This is a genomic window from Methylorubrum podarium, assembly GCF_040270385.1.
Taxonomy (GTDB): Bacteria; Pseudomonadota; Alphaproteobacteria; order Rhizobiales; family Beijerinckiaceae; genus Methylobacterium; species Methylobacterium podarium.
Genome location: NZ_JBELQE010000033.1, coordinates 1 through 16,539 on the forward strand (window position 1 = coordinate 1; position 16,539 = coordinate 16,539).

Annotated in this window: 15 protein-coding genes; 11 read left to right on the forward strand and 4 right to left on the reverse strand. The window is 70.0% G+C overall.

What is annotated here, in order from left to right:
- Window positions 1-176 precede the first annotated feature (176 nt).
- Window positions 177-1,595: a flagellin N-terminal helical domain-containing protein gene (locus ABS772_RS05270; protein ID WP_238255634.1), complete on the reverse strand. Its 1,419-nt coding sequence runs from the start codon at window positions 1,593-1,595 to the stop codon at window positions 177-179.
- Between the two features lie 387 nt (window positions 1,596-1,982).
- Window positions 1,983-2,282 (reverse strand): PilZ domain-containing protein, encoded by a 300-nt coding sequence (locus tag ABS772_RS05275; protein ID WP_350392795.1) that lies wholly within the window; start codon window positions 2,280-2,282, stop codon window positions 1,983-1,985.
- A 210-nt stretch (window positions 2,283-2,492) separates the two neighbouring features.
- Between ABS772_RS05275 and ABS772_RS05280 the strand changes: the two genes are divergently transcribed.
- From ABS772_RS05280 to ABS772_RS05330, 11 genes are all read left to right on the forward strand, one after another.
- Window positions 2,493-3,068: a hypothetical protein gene (locus tag ABS772_RS05280; protein ID WP_350392796.1), complete on the forward strand. Its 576-nt coding sequence runs from the start codon at window positions 2,493-2,495 to the stop codon at window positions 3,066-3,068.
- A gap of 124 nt (window positions 3,069-3,192) precedes the next feature.
- A complete protein-coding gene (locus ABS772_RS05285; RefSeq protein WP_350392798.1) occupies window positions 3,193-4,446 on the forward strand; it encodes a DUF1217 domain-containing protein in 1,254 nt (417 codons plus the stop codon).
- Window positions 4,447-4,450: 4 nt separating this feature from the next.
- Window positions 4,451-5,179 carry a flagellar basal-body rod protein FlgF gene (flgF, locus tag ABS772_RS05290; protein WP_350392800.1) on the forward strand — a complete coding sequence of 243 codons (729 nt, stop codon included), beginning with the start codon at window positions 4,451-4,453 and terminating at the stop codon, window positions 5,177-5,179.
- 13 nt (window positions 5,180-5,192) lie between these two features.
- Window positions 5,193-6,521: a flagellar protein export ATPase FliI gene (gene fliI / locus ABS772_RS05295; RefSeq protein WP_350392802.1), complete on the forward strand. Its 1,329-nt coding sequence runs from the start codon at window positions 5,193-5,195 to the stop codon at window positions 6,519-6,521.
- A gap of 169 nt (window positions 6,522-6,690) precedes the next feature.
- On the forward strand, window positions 6,691-7,902 hold the full coding sequence (locus ABS772_RS05300) for a flagellar hook protein FlgE (RefSeq protein WP_238255624.1): 1,212 nt from the start codon (window positions 6,691-6,693) through the stop codon (window positions 7,900-7,902).
- A gap of 110 nt (window positions 7,903-8,012) precedes the next feature.
- Window positions 8,013-9,482: a flagellar hook-associated protein FlgK gene (gene flgK, locus ABS772_RS05305; protein ID WP_350392803.1), complete on the forward strand. Its 1,470-nt coding sequence runs from the start codon at window positions 8,013-8,015 to the stop codon at window positions 9,480-9,482.
- Window positions 9,483-9,489: 7 nt separating this feature from the next.
- A complete protein-coding gene (locus tag ABS772_RS05310; RefSeq protein WP_350392805.1) occupies window positions 9,490-10,542 on the forward strand; it encodes a flagellar hook-associated family protein in 1,053 nt (350 codons plus the stop codon).
- Between the two features lie 42 nt (window positions 10,543-10,584).
- A complete protein-coding gene (gene flaF / locus ABS772_RS05315) occupies window positions 10,585-10,935 on the forward strand; it encodes a flagellar biosynthesis regulator FlaF (RefSeq protein ID WP_238255621.1) in 351 nt (116 codons plus the stop codon).
- A 46-nt stretch (window positions 10,936-10,981) separates the two neighbouring features.
- Window positions 10,982-11,473 (forward strand): flagellar biosynthesis repressor FlbT, encoded by a 492-nt coding sequence (flbT, locus tag ABS772_RS05320; protein WP_407942966.1) that lies wholly within the window; start codon window positions 10,982-10,984, stop codon window positions 11,471-11,473.
- A gap of 3 nt (window positions 11,474-11,476) precedes the next feature.
- On the forward strand, window positions 11,477-11,884 hold the full coding sequence (flgD, locus tag ABS772_RS05325; protein WP_350392809.1) for a flagellar hook assembly protein FlgD: 408 nt from the start codon (window positions 11,477-11,479) through the stop codon (window positions 11,882-11,884).
- 11 nt (window positions 11,885-11,895) lie between these two features.
- A complete protein-coding gene (locus tag ABS772_RS05330) occupies window positions 11,896-12,162 on the forward strand; it encodes a flagellar biosynthetic protein FliQ (RefSeq protein ID WP_012452597.1) in 267 nt (88 codons plus the stop codon).
- 313 nt (window positions 12,163-12,475) lie between these two features.
- Here ABS772_RS05330 and ABS772_RS05335 read toward each other — a convergent pair whose 3' ends face one another.
- Together ABS772_RS05335 and ABS772_RS05340 are read right to left on the reverse strand one after the other, a co-directional pair.
- A complete protein-coding gene (locus ABS772_RS05335) occupies window positions 12,476-14,173 on the reverse strand; it encodes a methyl-accepting chemotaxis protein (RefSeq protein ID WP_238255617.1) in 1,698 nt (565 codons plus the stop codon).
- A gap of 380 nt (window positions 14,174-14,553) precedes the next feature.
- A complete protein-coding gene (locus ABS772_RS05340; RefSeq protein WP_350392811.1) occupies window positions 14,554-16,251 on the reverse strand; it encodes a methyl-accepting chemotaxis protein in 1,698 nt (565 codons plus the stop codon).
- Window positions 16,252-16,539: the final 288 nt, after the last annotated feature.

The following is a 16,539-nucleotide window of genomic DNA, read 5'->3' on the forward strand; positions in this document are numbered from 1 at the left end:
CGCGCGCCGGGGCCGCAGCGGGGGGCGGCGGCCGCCCCCCCGCGGCGGCGCGCGCCCCCCCCCCCCCCCCCAACCCCACAACCCCCCCCCCCCCCCCCCGCCCCCCCCCCCCCCCCCCCCCCCCCCTTTCTGCGTTCAGGTTTGCCCGGCCGCGACGGCGGCCGGGACGTCCCGCCTTAGCGGAACAGCGACAGCACGGTCTGGCTGCCGGAATTGGCGATCGAGAGCGCCTGGACGGCGAGCTGCTGCTGGGTCTGGAGCGCCTTCAGCTTGGTCGACTCCTCCTCGATGTCGGCGTCGACCAGGATGCCGATCGTGCGGTCGTTGGCCTTCATCAGCGTGTCGACGAAGGTCTTCTGGCCGTCGATCTGGGTCTTGCTGGCACCGAGCTTGGTGCCGGCATCCGTCACCTTGGCGATCGCCTTCTCGACCTGGGTGATGATGTTCTGCAGGGCCGTGTCGCCCGCGGTGCCGACGAGGCTGCCGATGTTGATCGTGGCGAGCGAGAACGTGGTGCCGGCATCGACGGTGTCGAGGATGCCCTTGCCGGTCGTCGTTCCCGCCGCGGTTCCCGCGCCGGTCCGGGCGTCGGTCGCGGCGGGCGTGCCGGCGCCGAAGCCCACGTCGATCAGCGTGTTGCCGGCGGTGGCGGCGACGTTCAGCACCGTCACCTGGGCGTTGGTGCCCGCACCGGTCGCCGTCGTCGTGAAGGTCAGGCGGCCCGCGCTGTCGAGCGACGCCGCGACCTTGCCGGCGAGGGGCGTCGCGGCCGTGTCGGCGGCGATCTGATTGTTGATCGCGTTCAGGAACTCGTCGGTGGTGACGCGCGAGAGATCGGCGGCGGCGGAGGACAGGTTCGCCCGGTTGAGGGTGATCTGCGCGGTGGAGCCGTCACCGAGCGACAGGTTGAACTTCACCTCGTTGGTGCCGCTGAAATCGGCGGTGCCGCGGTTGGCGACGACCGCATCGGCGGGACGGAAGGCCGCCGTGCCGGTGAGGGAGGTGGTGCCGAACACCTGGCCGGCGGTGGCCGCCGTGGTGATGCTGGACGCGTTCACGTCGTAGAGCTTGATGGCGTTCACGTCGACGCCGATCTTCGAGAAGGTGACGACGCCCGACGAGGCGCGGGAGAAGCCGGCCACCACGTTCTGGGTCGCCTGGTAGCTGGTGTTGGAGGCCGAGGAGTCGACTGAGAGCCAGTTCTGGCCCGAGGAGGTCGACGAGTCGGCCGTGGCCTTCATCTTGTCCTGGATCGCCTTGATCTCGGTCTGCACCTTGGCGCGGTCCACGCCCGGCTGCAGCGCGGTCTGCAGCTTGGCGCGCAGGTTCTGCATGTCGGAGAGGATCGAGTTCAGGCCGTTATAGGCGGTGTCGACGGCGGAGGAGCCGAGGCCCAGCGAGTCCTTGACCGCCGAGAGCGAGGCGTTGTCGGTGCGCACGGTCGTGGCGATCGACCAGTAGGCGGCGTTGTCGGAGGCGGTCGAGACGCGCTGGCCGGTGGAGACGCGGTTGCTGGTCGCGTCGAGCTGCTGGTTGATGCCCTTGAGCGTCGTCAGCGCCGTCATGGCGGAGATGTTGGTGAGCAGGCTGGTCACGGATCTATCTTCCGGGAATGATGAAGGACGGGGCGGTTCTTGAGGACCGGGCTCGCACCGGTGCGGCCGCACGGCCCGAAAAGGGGGCCGCGGCGAGCCCGTCGGGCTCGGAGCGCCGCGCATCACACCTCCGGACTCGCACCGGATCAGCGGACCGACATCATGTCTATGAACCCGTCTGAGGGTTCACCCGCTGGCCTGTTCTCGAGGGCGCCGCCTGGTTGCGGGAAGCGCCTGTCGATGGCGTGAGAATGGCCGGGGCCTGTTACGAACCGATTAAGCCGGCCGGAGCACCGCCGTCCCATCCGACACCCTCCACAGGCCGGGGGCCCGTCTGTGGACAAGAGGCCGGAGCGGGATCCGGCCGCGCTGCAATCGAAGGGTGGTTCAAGCGACCGGCTCGCCGTCGAAGGCGACGCCGGCGAAATCGCCGCGGCGCCAGCACAGCCGGGCGGTCATCGTGCGCAGGTCGTGCGCGGCGATGACGAGGGAGAAGGTCTCCGGCAGGACCTGTTCGGGCGCGACGCGGATCTTGGCGCCCGTCCGCGAGAGGTCGCGCACGGTGCAGGCGACCAGCCGCTCGGGACCCAGGACGATGCGCCCCTGCTGCACGACGCGGTGACGCCGTCCCGCCCGCGCCACCGGCTCGGCCGGGTTCGGCACAACAGCTTCCCGCGGATCGGCCATGCTCGCTTCCCGGCGCCTCGTTCCCGTTTCGGCTTAACGACCGTCCGCAGCGCTGTCGATGAGACGGGACAGCCGTTCGCGCAGCGTCGTTAACCGGGCGTCAAGCATAAACGTACACGGATCGTGAACGATGACGCTCCCGCTCCCCGGGCGGCGCGCCGCGAAGACGTTTCGTGCGCAGGCGCCCGGGACCGATCCACCGAGGCCCGCATGACGCCAGATCCTGCACGGCGAACCCCTTCCGGGGGCGCCGCACGCATCCCGGGGCTCCCGTCGCGGCCGCTGGCGGGAAGCATCGCCGCCCGCCGGGCCAGGGAGGCGGCGGGGGAGCGCACCGTGCTCGCCGGCCTCGTCCTGCTCGCCCTGACCGCGGGCGGCTTCGCCGGCTACGCCATCTCGACCGGCACCCACGGCTACGACGTGCAGGCCGTGCTGCCGGCCGGCATGACGCCCTTCGCCTGGAAGAAGACGGTGGCGCAGGGCCGCCTCGCCGACCCGGACTTCGATCCCGTCACCACCGGCTCGCTGCCCGACCGTCCCGTGGCCGCCGCCGGCCCCCAGGGATCGAGCGAGCCGCCGATGCCGCCGCCCGCGAGCCTCGCCGCGGGCGGCTACGCCCTGCGCGGCGTCGCCGACGGCGTCGCGACCCTGGAGAGCCGCGACGGGCGGTTCGCGGTCTCGCTCGGCAGCGTCCTGCCCGGCGCGGGCCGCGTGCTGTCGATCCGCCGCACCGGCGCGGGCTGGGTCGTGATCACGACCGAAACGATCATCGGGCCCGCCTCGTGATCCCGGCCCGCATCCCCGCCGGGCAAGCCTGGAGCAAGCGTGCGGGCCTAGAGGCAGCCTCGGACCCTGCCCTCGCCGCGCCGATGGCCGCCTTCCTCCCGCGCTCCCGCCCAGGCGCCCGCCCGTGACCGACACCCTCACCAGCTACCGGCTGATCGCCAAGGATCTTACCGCCTCTCTCCAGCGGAAGGCGGCCGAGCCGAGCGTCGCCCGGGAGACCGCCTATTACGAGGCCAATATCGGCCGGGTGAAGTCGGTCGACGACCTGCTCGGCGACCAGCGCCTCTACGCCTACGCCATGAAGGCCTACGGCCTGGAGGAGATGACCTACGCCAAGGCGTTCATGCGCAAGGTGCTGGAGGAGGGTGCCGCCAGCGCGGCGAGCTTCGCCAACCGGCTCGCCGACGACCGCTACACCGCCTTCGCCAAGGCGTTCAGCTTCGGCCAGGGCGTCTCCGCCGCGGGCGCGGATGCGGCCAGCTTCGGCCTCGCGCCCCGCACCGCCTCGCTGAGCGCGCCCAAGCTGCTGGCCGACGCCTACGATTTCAGCGGCCGGTCCGAGGCGGGCTTCCTCGTCGAATCCCGGCTCGATGCCGCGACCACGCAATCGGTCACGATCCGTCTCAATGCGCAGACGCTCGCCGGACGGGTGGCGGACCTGTCGAAGGTGACGCCCGGCGAGATCGCCGCGGCGGTGGCGGCCCAGATCGATGCCTCGGCCCTCAAGGGCAAGGTCCAGGCGGGGCTCGCCGCCGACGGCAGCCTGTTCTTCGAGACCACCGGCCTGACCGATCTCGGCGCCGACGGGGTCGCGGGGGGCACCGGGCGCGATGCCGACACGCTGGTGAGCGCGGGCGGGGCGATCCGCACCCTGGCGATCCGCAACGTGCCGCTCACCGCCGGCCGGACCGCCGCCGATGTCGGGTTCGGCACGGATCTGGGCCCGGACTCGATGGCGCTGGCCGTCACGCAGGCCTACCTGCAGCAATCGCTGGAGAGCGAAGCGGGCGACGCCGACACGGGCGTGCGCCTCGCCCTCTACTTCGCCCGCAAGGCCCCGACGCTGACGAGCGCCTTCGACATCCTCGGTGACGCGGCGCTGAGCCAGGTCGCCAACACCGTGATCGGCCTGCCGGCGACGAGCGGCGCGGCGACGAGCGAGGCCCTGGCCAAGCGCGCCGAGCTGATCGCCAAGAAGATCGACGTCGCGAGCCTGAAGGATCCGGCCAAGCTCGACGCCTTCGTGCGGCGCTTCGCGGCCATCTGGGATGCGCAGAACAACACCGCCAGCGCGCCCGTGCTCGCCCTGTTCACCGGCTCCGGCGGCATCGACGCCGAGACGCTCACGAACCTGCAGACGTCGCGGGCCGGAGGCTAGAGCCGTGCAGAGCAGTCTCTACGTCGCCCTGTCGAGCCAGATCGCCCTCGAGAAGCGTCTGACGACGACCGCCAACAACGTCGCCAACATGGCGACGGTGGGTTTCCGGGCGGAGGAAGTCAGCTTCTCGGAACTGCTCGCCCGCTCGAACCGGGGCGAGGTCGCCTTCGTCGGACCCGGCAAGAACGCGATCTCGCGGGTCGCCGGCCAGACGACGAAGACCGATTCCGCCCTCGACGTCGCCGTCCAGGGCGATGCCTGGCTCGGGGTGAAGGGACCGAAGGGCGAGACGCTCTATACCCGCGACGGCCGCCTGACGATGGATGCCAACGGCCAGCTGCGCACCGTGGGCGGCCTGCCGGTGGTCGATCCCGGCGGCGGCGCCCTGCTGCTCGATCCCCAGGCCGGTCCGCCGGTGATCGGCCGCGACGGCAGCATCCACCAGGGCGTCAACCAAGTCGGCGCGCTCGGCCTGTTCACCCTCGACCCGAAGGCCGCGCTGACGCGCTCGGGCCCGAATGCGATCGGCGCGAGCATCCCCGGCCGGCCGGTGCAGGACTTCACCCGGATCGGCCTCGTCCAGGGCTACGTCGAGGGCGCCAACGTCAACCCGATCATGGAGATGACTAAGCTCATCGCGATCCAGCGCGCCTTCGAGAGCGCGGCGACGATGACCTCGGAGGCCGACAACACCCTCACCGGCGCCGTCAAGACGCTGGGTCCGCAGGGCTAGCCGGATGAGCACGATGAGCACGAACGCCATCGAGCGCCTGGAGAGGGCGATGGAGGCCGGGCGCCGCGACCTGCCGCTGGTGCGGGTCGGCGGCCCCGTGCGCGAGGTGACCGCCAGCGCGGCGCGGGTCGCGGGCGTCTCCGCCTTCGTGCGCCTGGGTGACCGGATGGGTTTTTCCGCGGACGGCCGCACCCAGGTCGGCGAGGTGGTGCGCATCGACGCGGCCGGCGCCACGGTGAAGCCGTTCGAGAGCCGGATCGAGGCCGGCATCGGCAGCCTCGCTCATCGCATCGGCCCGGCACAGCTGCGCCCGGACCCGCGCTGGAAGGGCCGGGTCATCGACGCGCTCGGCCGCCCCGTCGATGGGCTCGGGCCGCTCTTCGAAGGGCCGGACAGCGTTCCGCTCGACGCCGACCCGCCCGCCGCCATGACCCGGGCGCGGGTCAAGGCCCCGCTGCCGACGGGGGTGCGGGCGATCGACCTGTTCACGCCGCTCTGCGCCGGCCAGCGCATCGGCATCTTCGCCGGCTCCGGCGTCGGCAAGTCGACCCTGCTGGCGATGCTGGCCGGCGCCCAGGGCTTCGACAGCGTCGTGGTGGCGCTGGTCGGCGAGCGCGGGCGCGAGGTGCGCGAGTTCCTCGAAGGGCCGATCGCCGCCGCGCGCGACCGCGCCGTGATCGTCGTCTCGACCGGCGACGAGAGTCCGATGATGCGCCGCCAGGCGCCGAAGGTGGCGCTGGCGGTGGCCGAATCGTTTCGCGATCGCGGCGAGTCGGTGCTGCTCATCGTCGATTCCGTCACCCGCTACGCCCACGCTGCCCGCGACGTGGCTCTCGCCGCCGGCGAGCCGGCGGTGGCACGCGGCTACCCGCCGAGCGTCTTCTCGGATCTGCCGCGGCTGTTGGAGCGCGCCGGCCCCGGCGCCGAAGGCACCGGCACGATCACCGGCATCTTCTCGGTGCTGGTCGATGGCGACGACCACAACGACCCGGTCGCCGACTCGATCCGCGGCACGCTCGACGGCCACGTGGTGCTCGACCGCGCCATCGCCGAGCAGGGCCGCTATCCGGCGATCGACCTCCTCGGTTCGATCTCGCGCCTCGCGGGCGAGGTCTGGACCGGGGACCAGCGCGAGCTGGTGCGCAAGCTGAAAAGCATGATGGCCCGCTTCGAGGAGACGCGGGACCTGCGCCTCATGGGCGGCTACCGCGCCGGCAGCGATCCCGACCTCGACCAGGCCGTGAGCCTCGTGCCGCGGATCTACGAGGCCCTGCGACAGGAGCCGGGCCAGCCTCCGAGCCGCGACGCCTTCCTCGAACTCGCCCAATCCCTGCGGGGATGAGCGTGATGTCTCATTTCGAAGATCCGGCGGACGACCGCCGCCCCGCATTCGCGATCCCGGACAGCGATGCGCGTGGCGCATCGCTGTCCGGGATCGCCCCCTTCTTCAGCCCCGCGCAAGCGACACCGTGTCCAGTGCGCATGAATTCGAAAGTCAACGAGGTCTCAGCATGAGTCTCATCGGCGTGCTCCGAACCGGCGTCTCCGGGATGAACGCTCAGTCGAACCGCATTTCGACGGTGGCGGAGAACATCCAGAACGCCAGCACCACCGGCTACAAGCGCACCTCGGCCGAGTTCTCGTCGCTGCTGCTCGATTCCGGCGATGTCGGCAACTACAACTCGGGCGCGGTCGAGACCACGCTGCGCCGGTCGGTGAGCGAGGGCGGTCCCATCGCCTCCACCAATTCCGACAAGGATCTCGCGATCCAGGGCAACGGCTTCTTCGTGGTGAGCGACGCCGCCGGCGCGCCCTTCATGACGCGGGCCGGCAACTTCGTGGTCGACGGCAAGACCGGCAACCTCGTCAATGCCGGCGGCTTCACCCTGATGGGCTACAGCCTCGCCAACGGCACCCCGAACCCCGTCCTCAACGGCGTGGCCGACCTCAAGCCGGTCAATGTCAGCGTGATGGGGCAGGAGGCACGTCCCTCCACCTCCGCCACGATCAGCGGCAACCTCTCGTTCGAGACGCCGGTCTACGATCCCCTGGCGACGGGCGCCGTCGGCTACTCGAAGAAGAACTCGCTCAAGGTCTACGACAACGTCGGCCAGCCGGTGACCCTCGACGTGCAGATGACGAAGACCGCCGCCAACACGTGGTCGGTGAGCTTCATCAACCCCGCGGCACCGACTCCCCCCGTCGGCTCGACTACCGTGACCTTCGACGGCAACGGCAAGGTGAGCGGCGGCGGGTCGGCCGTCGTGAACGTGCCGAACGGGCGCAGCGTCACGGTCAATCTGGGCGGGCTCACCCAGCTCTCCGGCGACCACAATCTCTCCGGCACCGCCGACGGCTCCTCGCCGACCGCGGTGAGCGGCACCGCCTTCGGCGAGGACGGCACGGTCTACGCGGTCTATTCCGACGGCACCCGCAAGGCCGCCTTCAAGGTGCCGCTCGCGGACGTGGCGAGCCCGGACAACCTCACGCCGCGGGCCGGCAACGTCTTCACGACGAGCGCCGAGTCCGGCGACATCCAGATCGGCTTCGCCGCCCAGGGCGGACGCGGCATCATGAAGGCCGGCGCGCTCGAACAGTCCAACGTCGACGTCAGCACCGAGCTGACGACGATGATCGAGTCGCAGACGGTCTACACCGCCAATTCCAAGGTGTTCATGACCGGCAACGAGCTGCTCGAAACCCTGATGAACCTGAAGCGCTGACGCGCCGCATCCGTTCGCCCGTTTCGCCGCGCCCTCGCGCGGCGGCGCATCCGGCTGCGCCGGCCCGACACCGGCGCAGCCGTCTCGTACCGCGTCCCAGGAACCGACCGATGGGTCTCACCCTCGCGCTCAACACCGCGCGCGCCTCGCTGCTCGCGACCTCGAACCAGATGGCCGTGTCCGCGCGCAACGTCGCGGGTGCGAACGATCCCGGCTATTCGCGCAAGGTCGCGACGCTGGTCGCCGGCAGCGCGGGCGGCGCGACGGTGACGATCACCCGCGCGGGCGACCCGGCGCTCTATGCTCGCACGCTCGCCGCCTCGTCCGATGCCGCCCGCGGCGACGCGCTGCTGACCGGACTGACGAAGCTCGCCCAGACCATCGGCGACACCGACGACCCGACCGCGCCGGCCGCGCGGCTCTCCACCTTCCAGGCCGCTCTCCAGGCCGCCGCCAACCAGCCCGACAACGCGCAGCTCGCCCGCGACGCGGTCGAGGCGGCCAAGGCTCTGGCGGGAAGCCTGAACCAGGCGGCGGACGCGGTCCACGCCGCGCGGGCGGAGGCCGATGCCGGCATCGCCGACTCGGTGACCCGCATCAACGACCTGCTCGGCCGGTTCGACGCCGCCAACCGCGCGGTCGTCAAGCTGACGGCGCTCGGCGGCGATGCCACCGACGCCCTCGACGACCGTGACCGGATCCTGACCGCCCTGTCGCAGGAGATCGGCGTGACCGCCGTGGCCCGCGAGGGCGGCGACATGGCGCTCTACACCGATGGCGGCGTCACCCTGTTCGAGCGCGGCCCGCGGACGGTCGCGTTCTCCCCCACCGCCACCTTCGCCGCCGGCACCGTCGGCGGCACCGTGACCATCGACGGCGTGCCGGTGACCGGGGCCGCCTCGCCGATGCCGCTCGCCTCCGGGCGGATCGCCGGGCTCGCGAGCCTGCGCGACGGGGCGGCGCTGACCTACGAGGGGCAGCTCGACGCGCTGGCCGGCGGCCTGATCGCCGCCTTCGCGGAAAGCGATTCCGTCGGGGCCGACGGGGGTCCGCGGGCGGGCCTGTTCACCGCGGGCGGCGGCGCGATCCTGCCCGCCGCCACGGCCGCCGGACGCACCGGCCTCGCGGCGTCGATCACGATCAACGCGGCGGTCGATCCCGCCCGAGGCGGATCGCTCGCCCTGCTGCGCAGCGGCGGCATGAACGGCAGCGACTACGCTGACCCGGCGGCGGCCGGCGACGCGGCGTATGCCGGCCGCCTCCGCGGTCTCCTCACAACGCTCTCCGCCGCGCAGCCGGTCGATCCGGCGCTCGGATTCGGCGCGGCCTCCAGCCTGCCCGACCTCGCCGCGGCCTCCGCGGGATGGCTCGAAGCGCAGCGCAAGGACGCCTCGACGACCGCCTCGTACCAGAAGACCCTGCTCTCCCGCGCCACCGAGGCGCTGTCGAACGTCGCCGGCGTGAACGGCGACGACGAGACCGCGCTCGCGCTGCAGCTGGAGCGCTCCTACAGCGCCTCGGCCAAGCTCATCTCGGTCGTCAACGACCTCCTCAAGACCCTTCTCGACGCGGTGCGGTGATACGGCGATGATGACGACCGGCTTCATCTCGAGCCTCAACCTCTGGAACGCGCCGCGCACCGGCGTCGGGCGTCTCCAGGCCGATCTCGCGACCGCGACCAAGGAGATCAGCACCGGCCGCTTCGCCGATGTCGGTGCGACGCTCGGCGGCGGCGTCGCCGGGGCCTTCGGCCTGCGCGGGCAGAGCGCCGTGCTCGCCGCGCTGACCCAGAGCAACACCGCGGCCTCGCTCCGGCTCAACGCCACGCAGACCGCGCTCCAGGAGATCCAATCCGCCGCCGAGGCGACGCTCAACGAGCTCACCGCGCTCCCCGCCGACCAGCGCGCGGCGATGGCCGCGGAATCGACGCGCGGTCGCCTCGCCGCGCTGGCGGGCACCCTCAACACCAGCGCGGGCGGCCAGTTCGTGTTCGGCGGCACCAACAGCGCAACGGCGCCGCTCACGCCCTACGAGGGCATCCCGGCCTCGCCCGCGAAGACGGCGGTGGACGGTGCCTTCGTCAGCTTCTTCGGCTTCGCCCCCGGCGATCCAGCGGCGTCCGGCATCACCCCGGCCGAGATCAAGGGCTTCATCGACGGCATGCTCACCGGCCAGTTCACGGAGGTGAACTGGAGCGGGACGTGGTCGGAGGCGTCGAGCCGGACGATCGACAGCCGGATCTCGCTGACGGAGACCGTCAGCACCTCAGTGAGCGCGAACGCCGAACCGTTCCGCAAGCTCGGCATGGCCTACGTCATCGCCTCGGGGCTCGGCCTCGCCGGCCTGTCGCAGGATGCGCAGGCGGTGGCGATGGGCAAGGTCACGGACCTGCTGGGCGAGGCCAGCCGGAGCCTCACGACGATGCGGGCCGATCTCGGCCGCGCGCAGAGCCAGATCACGGAGGCGAATGCGCGCATGGCCAAGCAGACCGCGCTGCTGACCGGACAGATCCGGGACCTGGAGAGCGTCGATCCGGCGGAAGCCAAGTCCCGGGTCGATGCCATTACGACCCAGATGCAGATGTCCTACGGGCTGACCGCGCAGCTGCGCAGCCTCAGCCTGATCAACTTCATCTCCTGAACGCCCGCTTTTTTCGAAACCGAGTACGGAGCGTAGGCCCCGATGTATCGCCTTTCCTATGCCGAGATCATGGAAGACGCGCCCGACCTCGGCCGCGAGCGCGAGCGCGAGGCGTTCGACCGGGCGCTCGGCCTGCTGCGCACGGCCGAGGCGCAGGGCTCGCGGGCCGGGCCGGAGCGGCACGCCGCGGTCGGATCGATCCAGAATCTCTGGAACGTGCTGATCGCCGACCTGCTCGACCCCGAGAACGGCTTGCCCGAGGGTCTGCGCGCCGACCTCGTCGCCATCGGCCTGTGGAACATGCGCGAGGCCGGTGAGGTGCTGAGCACGCCCGAGCGCAGCCTCGCGGCCCTGATCGAGGTCAACACCTCGATCCGCGACGGCTTGCAGTGAGGGGCGGCCGATGACGCGCGAGACCGGCCGGGCCGCCGCCCGCACCATGCACCTGAACCTGAAGGCGGGCGAGCGCGTCTACATCAACGGCGCGGTCGTGCGCGTCGACCGCAAGGTCGCGCTCGAACTGATGAACGACGCGACCTTCCTGCTGGAGGGTCACGTCCTCCAGGCGGAGGAGGCGACGACGCCCCTGCGCCAGCTCTACTTCGCGGCGCAGACCATGCTGATCGCCCCGGCCCAGGCCGGCCCGGCCCGGACGCTCTACGCGCAGATCGAGGAGGGCATCCTCGCCGCCACGACGGAGCCGGCCATCCGCGACGGCTTGGCGGCGGCGCACGCCCTCGTCGAGGCGGGCCGCGCCTTCGAGGCGCTGAAGCTCATCCGCGGCCTCTACCCGGCGGAGGCCGACTTGCTCGGCGCCGGCCGGCCCCTCCCCGAGGTGCCGCCCGCTGCCCTCGTTTCGCCCGCCCGGTCCGGCCCCCGCCGCCGGCCGGCGATGCGAGCCCGGCCGGCTCTTCCCTCCGACAAGGCCTGACCCATGGACGTCACCAGCACCGGCACGACCACCGGATCCACCACCGCCGCGGCGGCGAAGGCGGCGACCTCCGTCGCCTCCAAAATGAACGCCGACACCTTCCTGCAGCTGCTGATGGCCCAGCTTCAGAACCAGGACCCGACGAAGCCGATGGACTCGACGGAATATGTCGGCCAGCTCGCCTCGTTCTCGCAGGTCGAGCAGGCCACCAAGACCAACCAGAAGCTCGATTCGCTGCTCACCTCCAGCTTCCTGAACCAGGCCGACGCGATCATCGGGCGGACGCTGACCTCGGCGGACGGCCTGACGACCGGCACGGTGCAGTCGGTGCGGGTCACCGGCGACGGCGTGATGGCCAAGCTCACCGACGGCCGCGAGATGCTGCTCGCCTCCGGCATCTCCATCAGCTAGTCACGCATCCCATGAACGAGGTCGACGCCCTCGAACTCGTCCGGTCCGCGATCTGGACGGTGCTGGTCGCCGCCGGCCCCTCCGTCGGCGCGGCGATGCTGGTCGGCATCGCGGTCGCCCTGCTGCAGGCGCTGACCCAGGTTCAGGAGGTGACCCTCACCTTCGTGCCGAAGATCGTCGCGATCCTGCTGGTGATGCTGGTGACGGGCACCTTCGTCGGCTCGCAGATCTACGCGTTTGCCGAGATGACCTACGGGCGGATCGCGACGGGATTCTGAGGGATGCCGGGCCAGGACGGCGCCGCGAAAACGGCGGCGAAGGCGGGACCGGGCGGAGAAAGCTGTCGAGACCTGGCCGCCCGGTCCCTCACGAGAGCCTTGACCTTGGGGAAGGGTGAAAGCTTCTGCGTTCTGATCTTAGCATCGGTGTTGCCCGTTGGCAGCACGCGATGCGATGGCCTGCCATGCGTCGATTAACAGTGAACAGGCCGCTGTAAGCGATTGCATGTGACGGCGCGTTCGATCGGGCACGGAACGGCGAGGCCGTTCCGTGCCCGATGCGTTCTGGATCGTGCCCCGCGCGGAGCAGGGGTCAGGCCGCGCGGACGGTGGCCAGGAAGCGATCGACCTCGCTGGTGAGATGCTCCGACTCGCGCGACAGCTCGGAGGCCGCCGCCAGCACCTGGCTCGCCGCCGCACCCGCCTCCTCTGAGGCATGCGCCAGGCCCACGACGTTGCGCGTCACCTCCGTCGTCCCAACCGAAGCTTGGGACACGTTGCGCACGATCTCCTGCGTCGCCGCACCCTGCTGCTCGACCGCCGCCGCAATCGTCGCGGCGACCGTGTTGATCTCGCCGATGCGCCCGGTGATCGAACCGATCGCCGAGACGGCCCGCTCGGTGACGCCCTGGATCTCACCGATCTGGCCAGCGATCTCCTCCGTGGCGCGGGCGGTCTGGCTGGCGAGCTCCTTCACCTCCGTCGCCACCACGGCAAAGCCCCGGCCCGCCTCGCCCGCGCGCGCCGCCTCGATCGTGGCGTTGAGCGCCAGCAGGTTCGTCTGCGAGGCGATGTTGGAGATCATGTTGACCATATCGCCGATCCGCGCCGAGGTGCGGCTGAGTTCGCGCACGAGCTGACCGGTCTGGTCGGCCTCCGAAACCGCGTTCTGGGCGAGGCCGGCGGAGCCCTGGACCTGCCGTCCGATCTCCTGGACCGACGCGCCGAGCTCTTCGGCCGCCGCCGCGACGGTGCCGACGTTGCTCGCCGCCTCCTCCGCCGCCGCCGCGACGGTGCCCGACTGGTTCGCCGTCTCGCTGGCGGTCGAGGACATCTGCTGCGCGGTCGCCTGAAGCTCGGTCGCGGACGAGGACACCCGGCCGACGATGCCACCGACCGCCCGCTCGAAGCCGTCGGCGAGCTCGATCATGGTGCGGCGGCGCTCGGCGGCGGCGGCCTCGTCGGCGATGCGGCGCATCTCGGCCTGCTCAGCAGCCTTCTGCGCGACCATGGCCTTGATGCCCTCGACCGCCCGGCCGACGGCACCGATCTCGTCGCCGCGGGCGGCTTCAGGGATCCGCGCATCGACGTCGCCGTCCGCCATGCGCCGCAGCACAGAAACAAGGCTCGCCAGCGGACGGGAGATACCGAAGATCGTGATCGTCGCCGCAAGTCCGATCGCGGCGAGGAACCCCAGCACCGACGCGAGCGTCAGGACGATGCGGGCTTGGCTGGCAGCCTGATCGGCCTCCTGCTTGGCCTTGGCGAGTTCGGCCGTGAGGAGGTCGATCCGCGGTTGCACTTGGTCGCGCAGCTTCGCGCGTGCAACTGACCCTTCCATCAGGAGAAGTCGGCTGGACGCCTCGTTCTCGTTGCGCAGGCCCATCTGGAGAGCCCGATCGGTGATGGAGAAGAAGGCTTGGACCGACTGACGCAGATCTTCGTTCGCTCGACGCCGCTCGGCGTCCGCGGCGAGGGCGATCAGCCGATCGCTGGCTTGATAGGTCGAAGCGACGGCCGCTTCGTAGCGCTTCCGGTACCCGTCCATCTCACTCTGGCGAGTCTCGATGATGATGTTGCGGACTTGGACGCTCGCTTCGTTGACGTAAATCCTGACCGACAGGATGTTTTCAAGCCTTGCCGCCTGGAAATCGACGATCTGTTTTGTTCTTTCGGCGAGTCCCGATATAGTACTATAAGCGTAGAATATCATGCCTATAGAAACAAACAGAACAGCCAATATTGGCACGGCTGATTTAGTTATCAGCCTCGTATTAGCCAGGATCTTCATGTTGCCCCCAACATTACTGGATAGAAGCGAGCTTTGCTCGGATTACTACCGTTCGTGGAAAATCCTTTCTCTTTTGATAACATTTTCGTGACCACCTGTTTGCCACGCGATCCGGCAGGCGATTGCCCTCCATCCCGTGCAAACTTGCCACGCCACCACCGACCCGACCTTGAGAGGAGCGGTTCACGCCGTGGCGGTGAGCGAGCGCTCATCTTGATCCAGGGCTCCTCCCGACTCATGGCGGGCGGCGATTTCGGGGTCGGAATCGTCTCCTTCGGGATGCCGATCCCGGTGAGCGCCCTGATCACGACAAAGGGCGCGCAACGGTATCCCCGTTCCGCGCCCTCTGCTTTTCGGCGACGCTCCTCGCCGAGCGCGGATCAGGCCGCGCGAACGGTGGCCAGGAAGCGATCGACCTCGCTGGTGAGATGCTCCGACTCGCGCGACAGCTCGGAGGCCGCCGACAGAACCTGGCTCGCCGCCGCGCCCGCCTCGTCCGAGGCCTGCGCCAGTCCCACGACGTTGCGCGTCACCTCCGTCGTCCCGGTCGAGGCCTGGGCCACGTTGCGCACGATCTCCTGGGTCGCCGCGCCCTGCTGCTCGACGGCGGCGGCGATCGTCGCGGCGACGGCGTTGATCTCGCCGATGCGCCCGGTGATCGAGCCGATCGCCGTGACCGCCCGCTCGGTGACGCCCTGGATCTCGCTGATCTGACCGGCGATCTCGTCCGTGGCGCGGGCCGTCTGGCTGGCGAGTTCCTTCACCTCCGTCGCCACCACGGCGAAGCCGCGTCCCGCCTCGCCCGCGCGCGCCGCCTCGATCGTGGCGTTGAGGGCGAGCAGGTTCGTCTGCGAGGCGATGTTGGAGACCATGCTGACCATGTCGCCGATCCGCGCCGAGGTGCGGCTGAGCTCGCGCACGAGCTGACCGGTCTGGTCCGCCTCCGCCACCGCGTTCTGCGCGAGGCCGGCGGAGCCCTGGACCTGCCGTCCGATCTCCTCGACCGACGCGCCGAGCTCTTCGGCCGCCGCCGCGACGGTGCCGACATTGCTCGCGGCCTCTTCCGCCGCCGCGGCGACGGTGCTCGACTGGCTCGCCGTCTCGTTGGCGGTCTGGGCCATCTGCTGCGCAGTCGCCTGAAGCTCGGTCGCCGATGAGGACACCCGGCCGACGATGCCGCCGACCGCCCGCTCGAAGCCGTCGGCGAGCTCGATCATGGTGCGGCGGCGCTCGGCGGCGGCGGCCTCGTCGGCGATGCGGCGCATCTCAGCCTGCTCGGCGGCCTTCTGCGCCACCATGGCCTTGATGCCCTCGACCGCCCGGCCGACCGCGCCGATCTCGTCACCGCGCTTCGCCTCGCGGATCGTCGCGTCGATCTCGCCCTGGGCCATGCGCTGGAGGACCGCGACGAGGCTGGCCAGCGGCCGGGTGACACCAAATATCGTGATGATGGCGGCAAGTCCGAGGGCGAAGACGAAACCCAGTGCCGACGCGATGCTGAGGATCAGGCTCGACCGGCTCGCGGCCCGCTCCGCATCATCGCGTGCGCCGACGAGTTCCGCGGTCAGTCGATCGATGCGTACTTGGACGGTCTCCCGCAGCTTGGCACGGGCTTCAGCCGCCTCCGTCAGCAGAATCTTGGTGGCGGAATCGTTCTCGTTTCTCAATCCCGCCTGGACGGCGCGTTCGATGACGGCGACCATGCCCTCGGCGACTTTACGGAATTCCTCGTTCGTCCTGCGCCGATCGGGGGTGTCGGCGAGTTCGATCAACCGATCGACCGTTTCCAGCGTGGAAGCCACTGCCGCGTCATAGCGTTTCTTATAGTTCTCCATTTCCTTCTGCCGAGTTTCAAGGATAATGTTGCGCGACTGGATAGCGAGTTCGTTCGCATGAATTCTGACTGTGAGTATGTTTTCCAGTCGTTTGGCCTGGATATCGACAATCTGTTTCGTCTGAGCAGACAAATCATTGATTGTTTTATAAGCATAGAAAATCAACCCGATCGAAACCGATATTAATAAGGCGATCGGCAAAGCTGTTTTGATAGTCAATCTCGCATTATCCAGGATCCGCATGGTCCGCTCCGAGAGTTGTGCGAGGATGACCCCAACATCGACGCAACACCACTCCTGCTAGAGATCAGTTATCAAATGATAAAATTTGCGTGATCGCATCACGTTTCCGCGATGACAGTGCGAACTTGCATGAGTGCGATGTCCGCATAGCCCGTCCTCCGCAGCGTAATCGACCTTGCGACCGCGCAGCCTGGCCGGCCATCCCGATGCAACGCGACATCCTCCGCGCACCCGTGTCCCCATCCCCGCGCAAGCTTGCCGGGCGACAAGCGGGCTGACCTGAGGGGA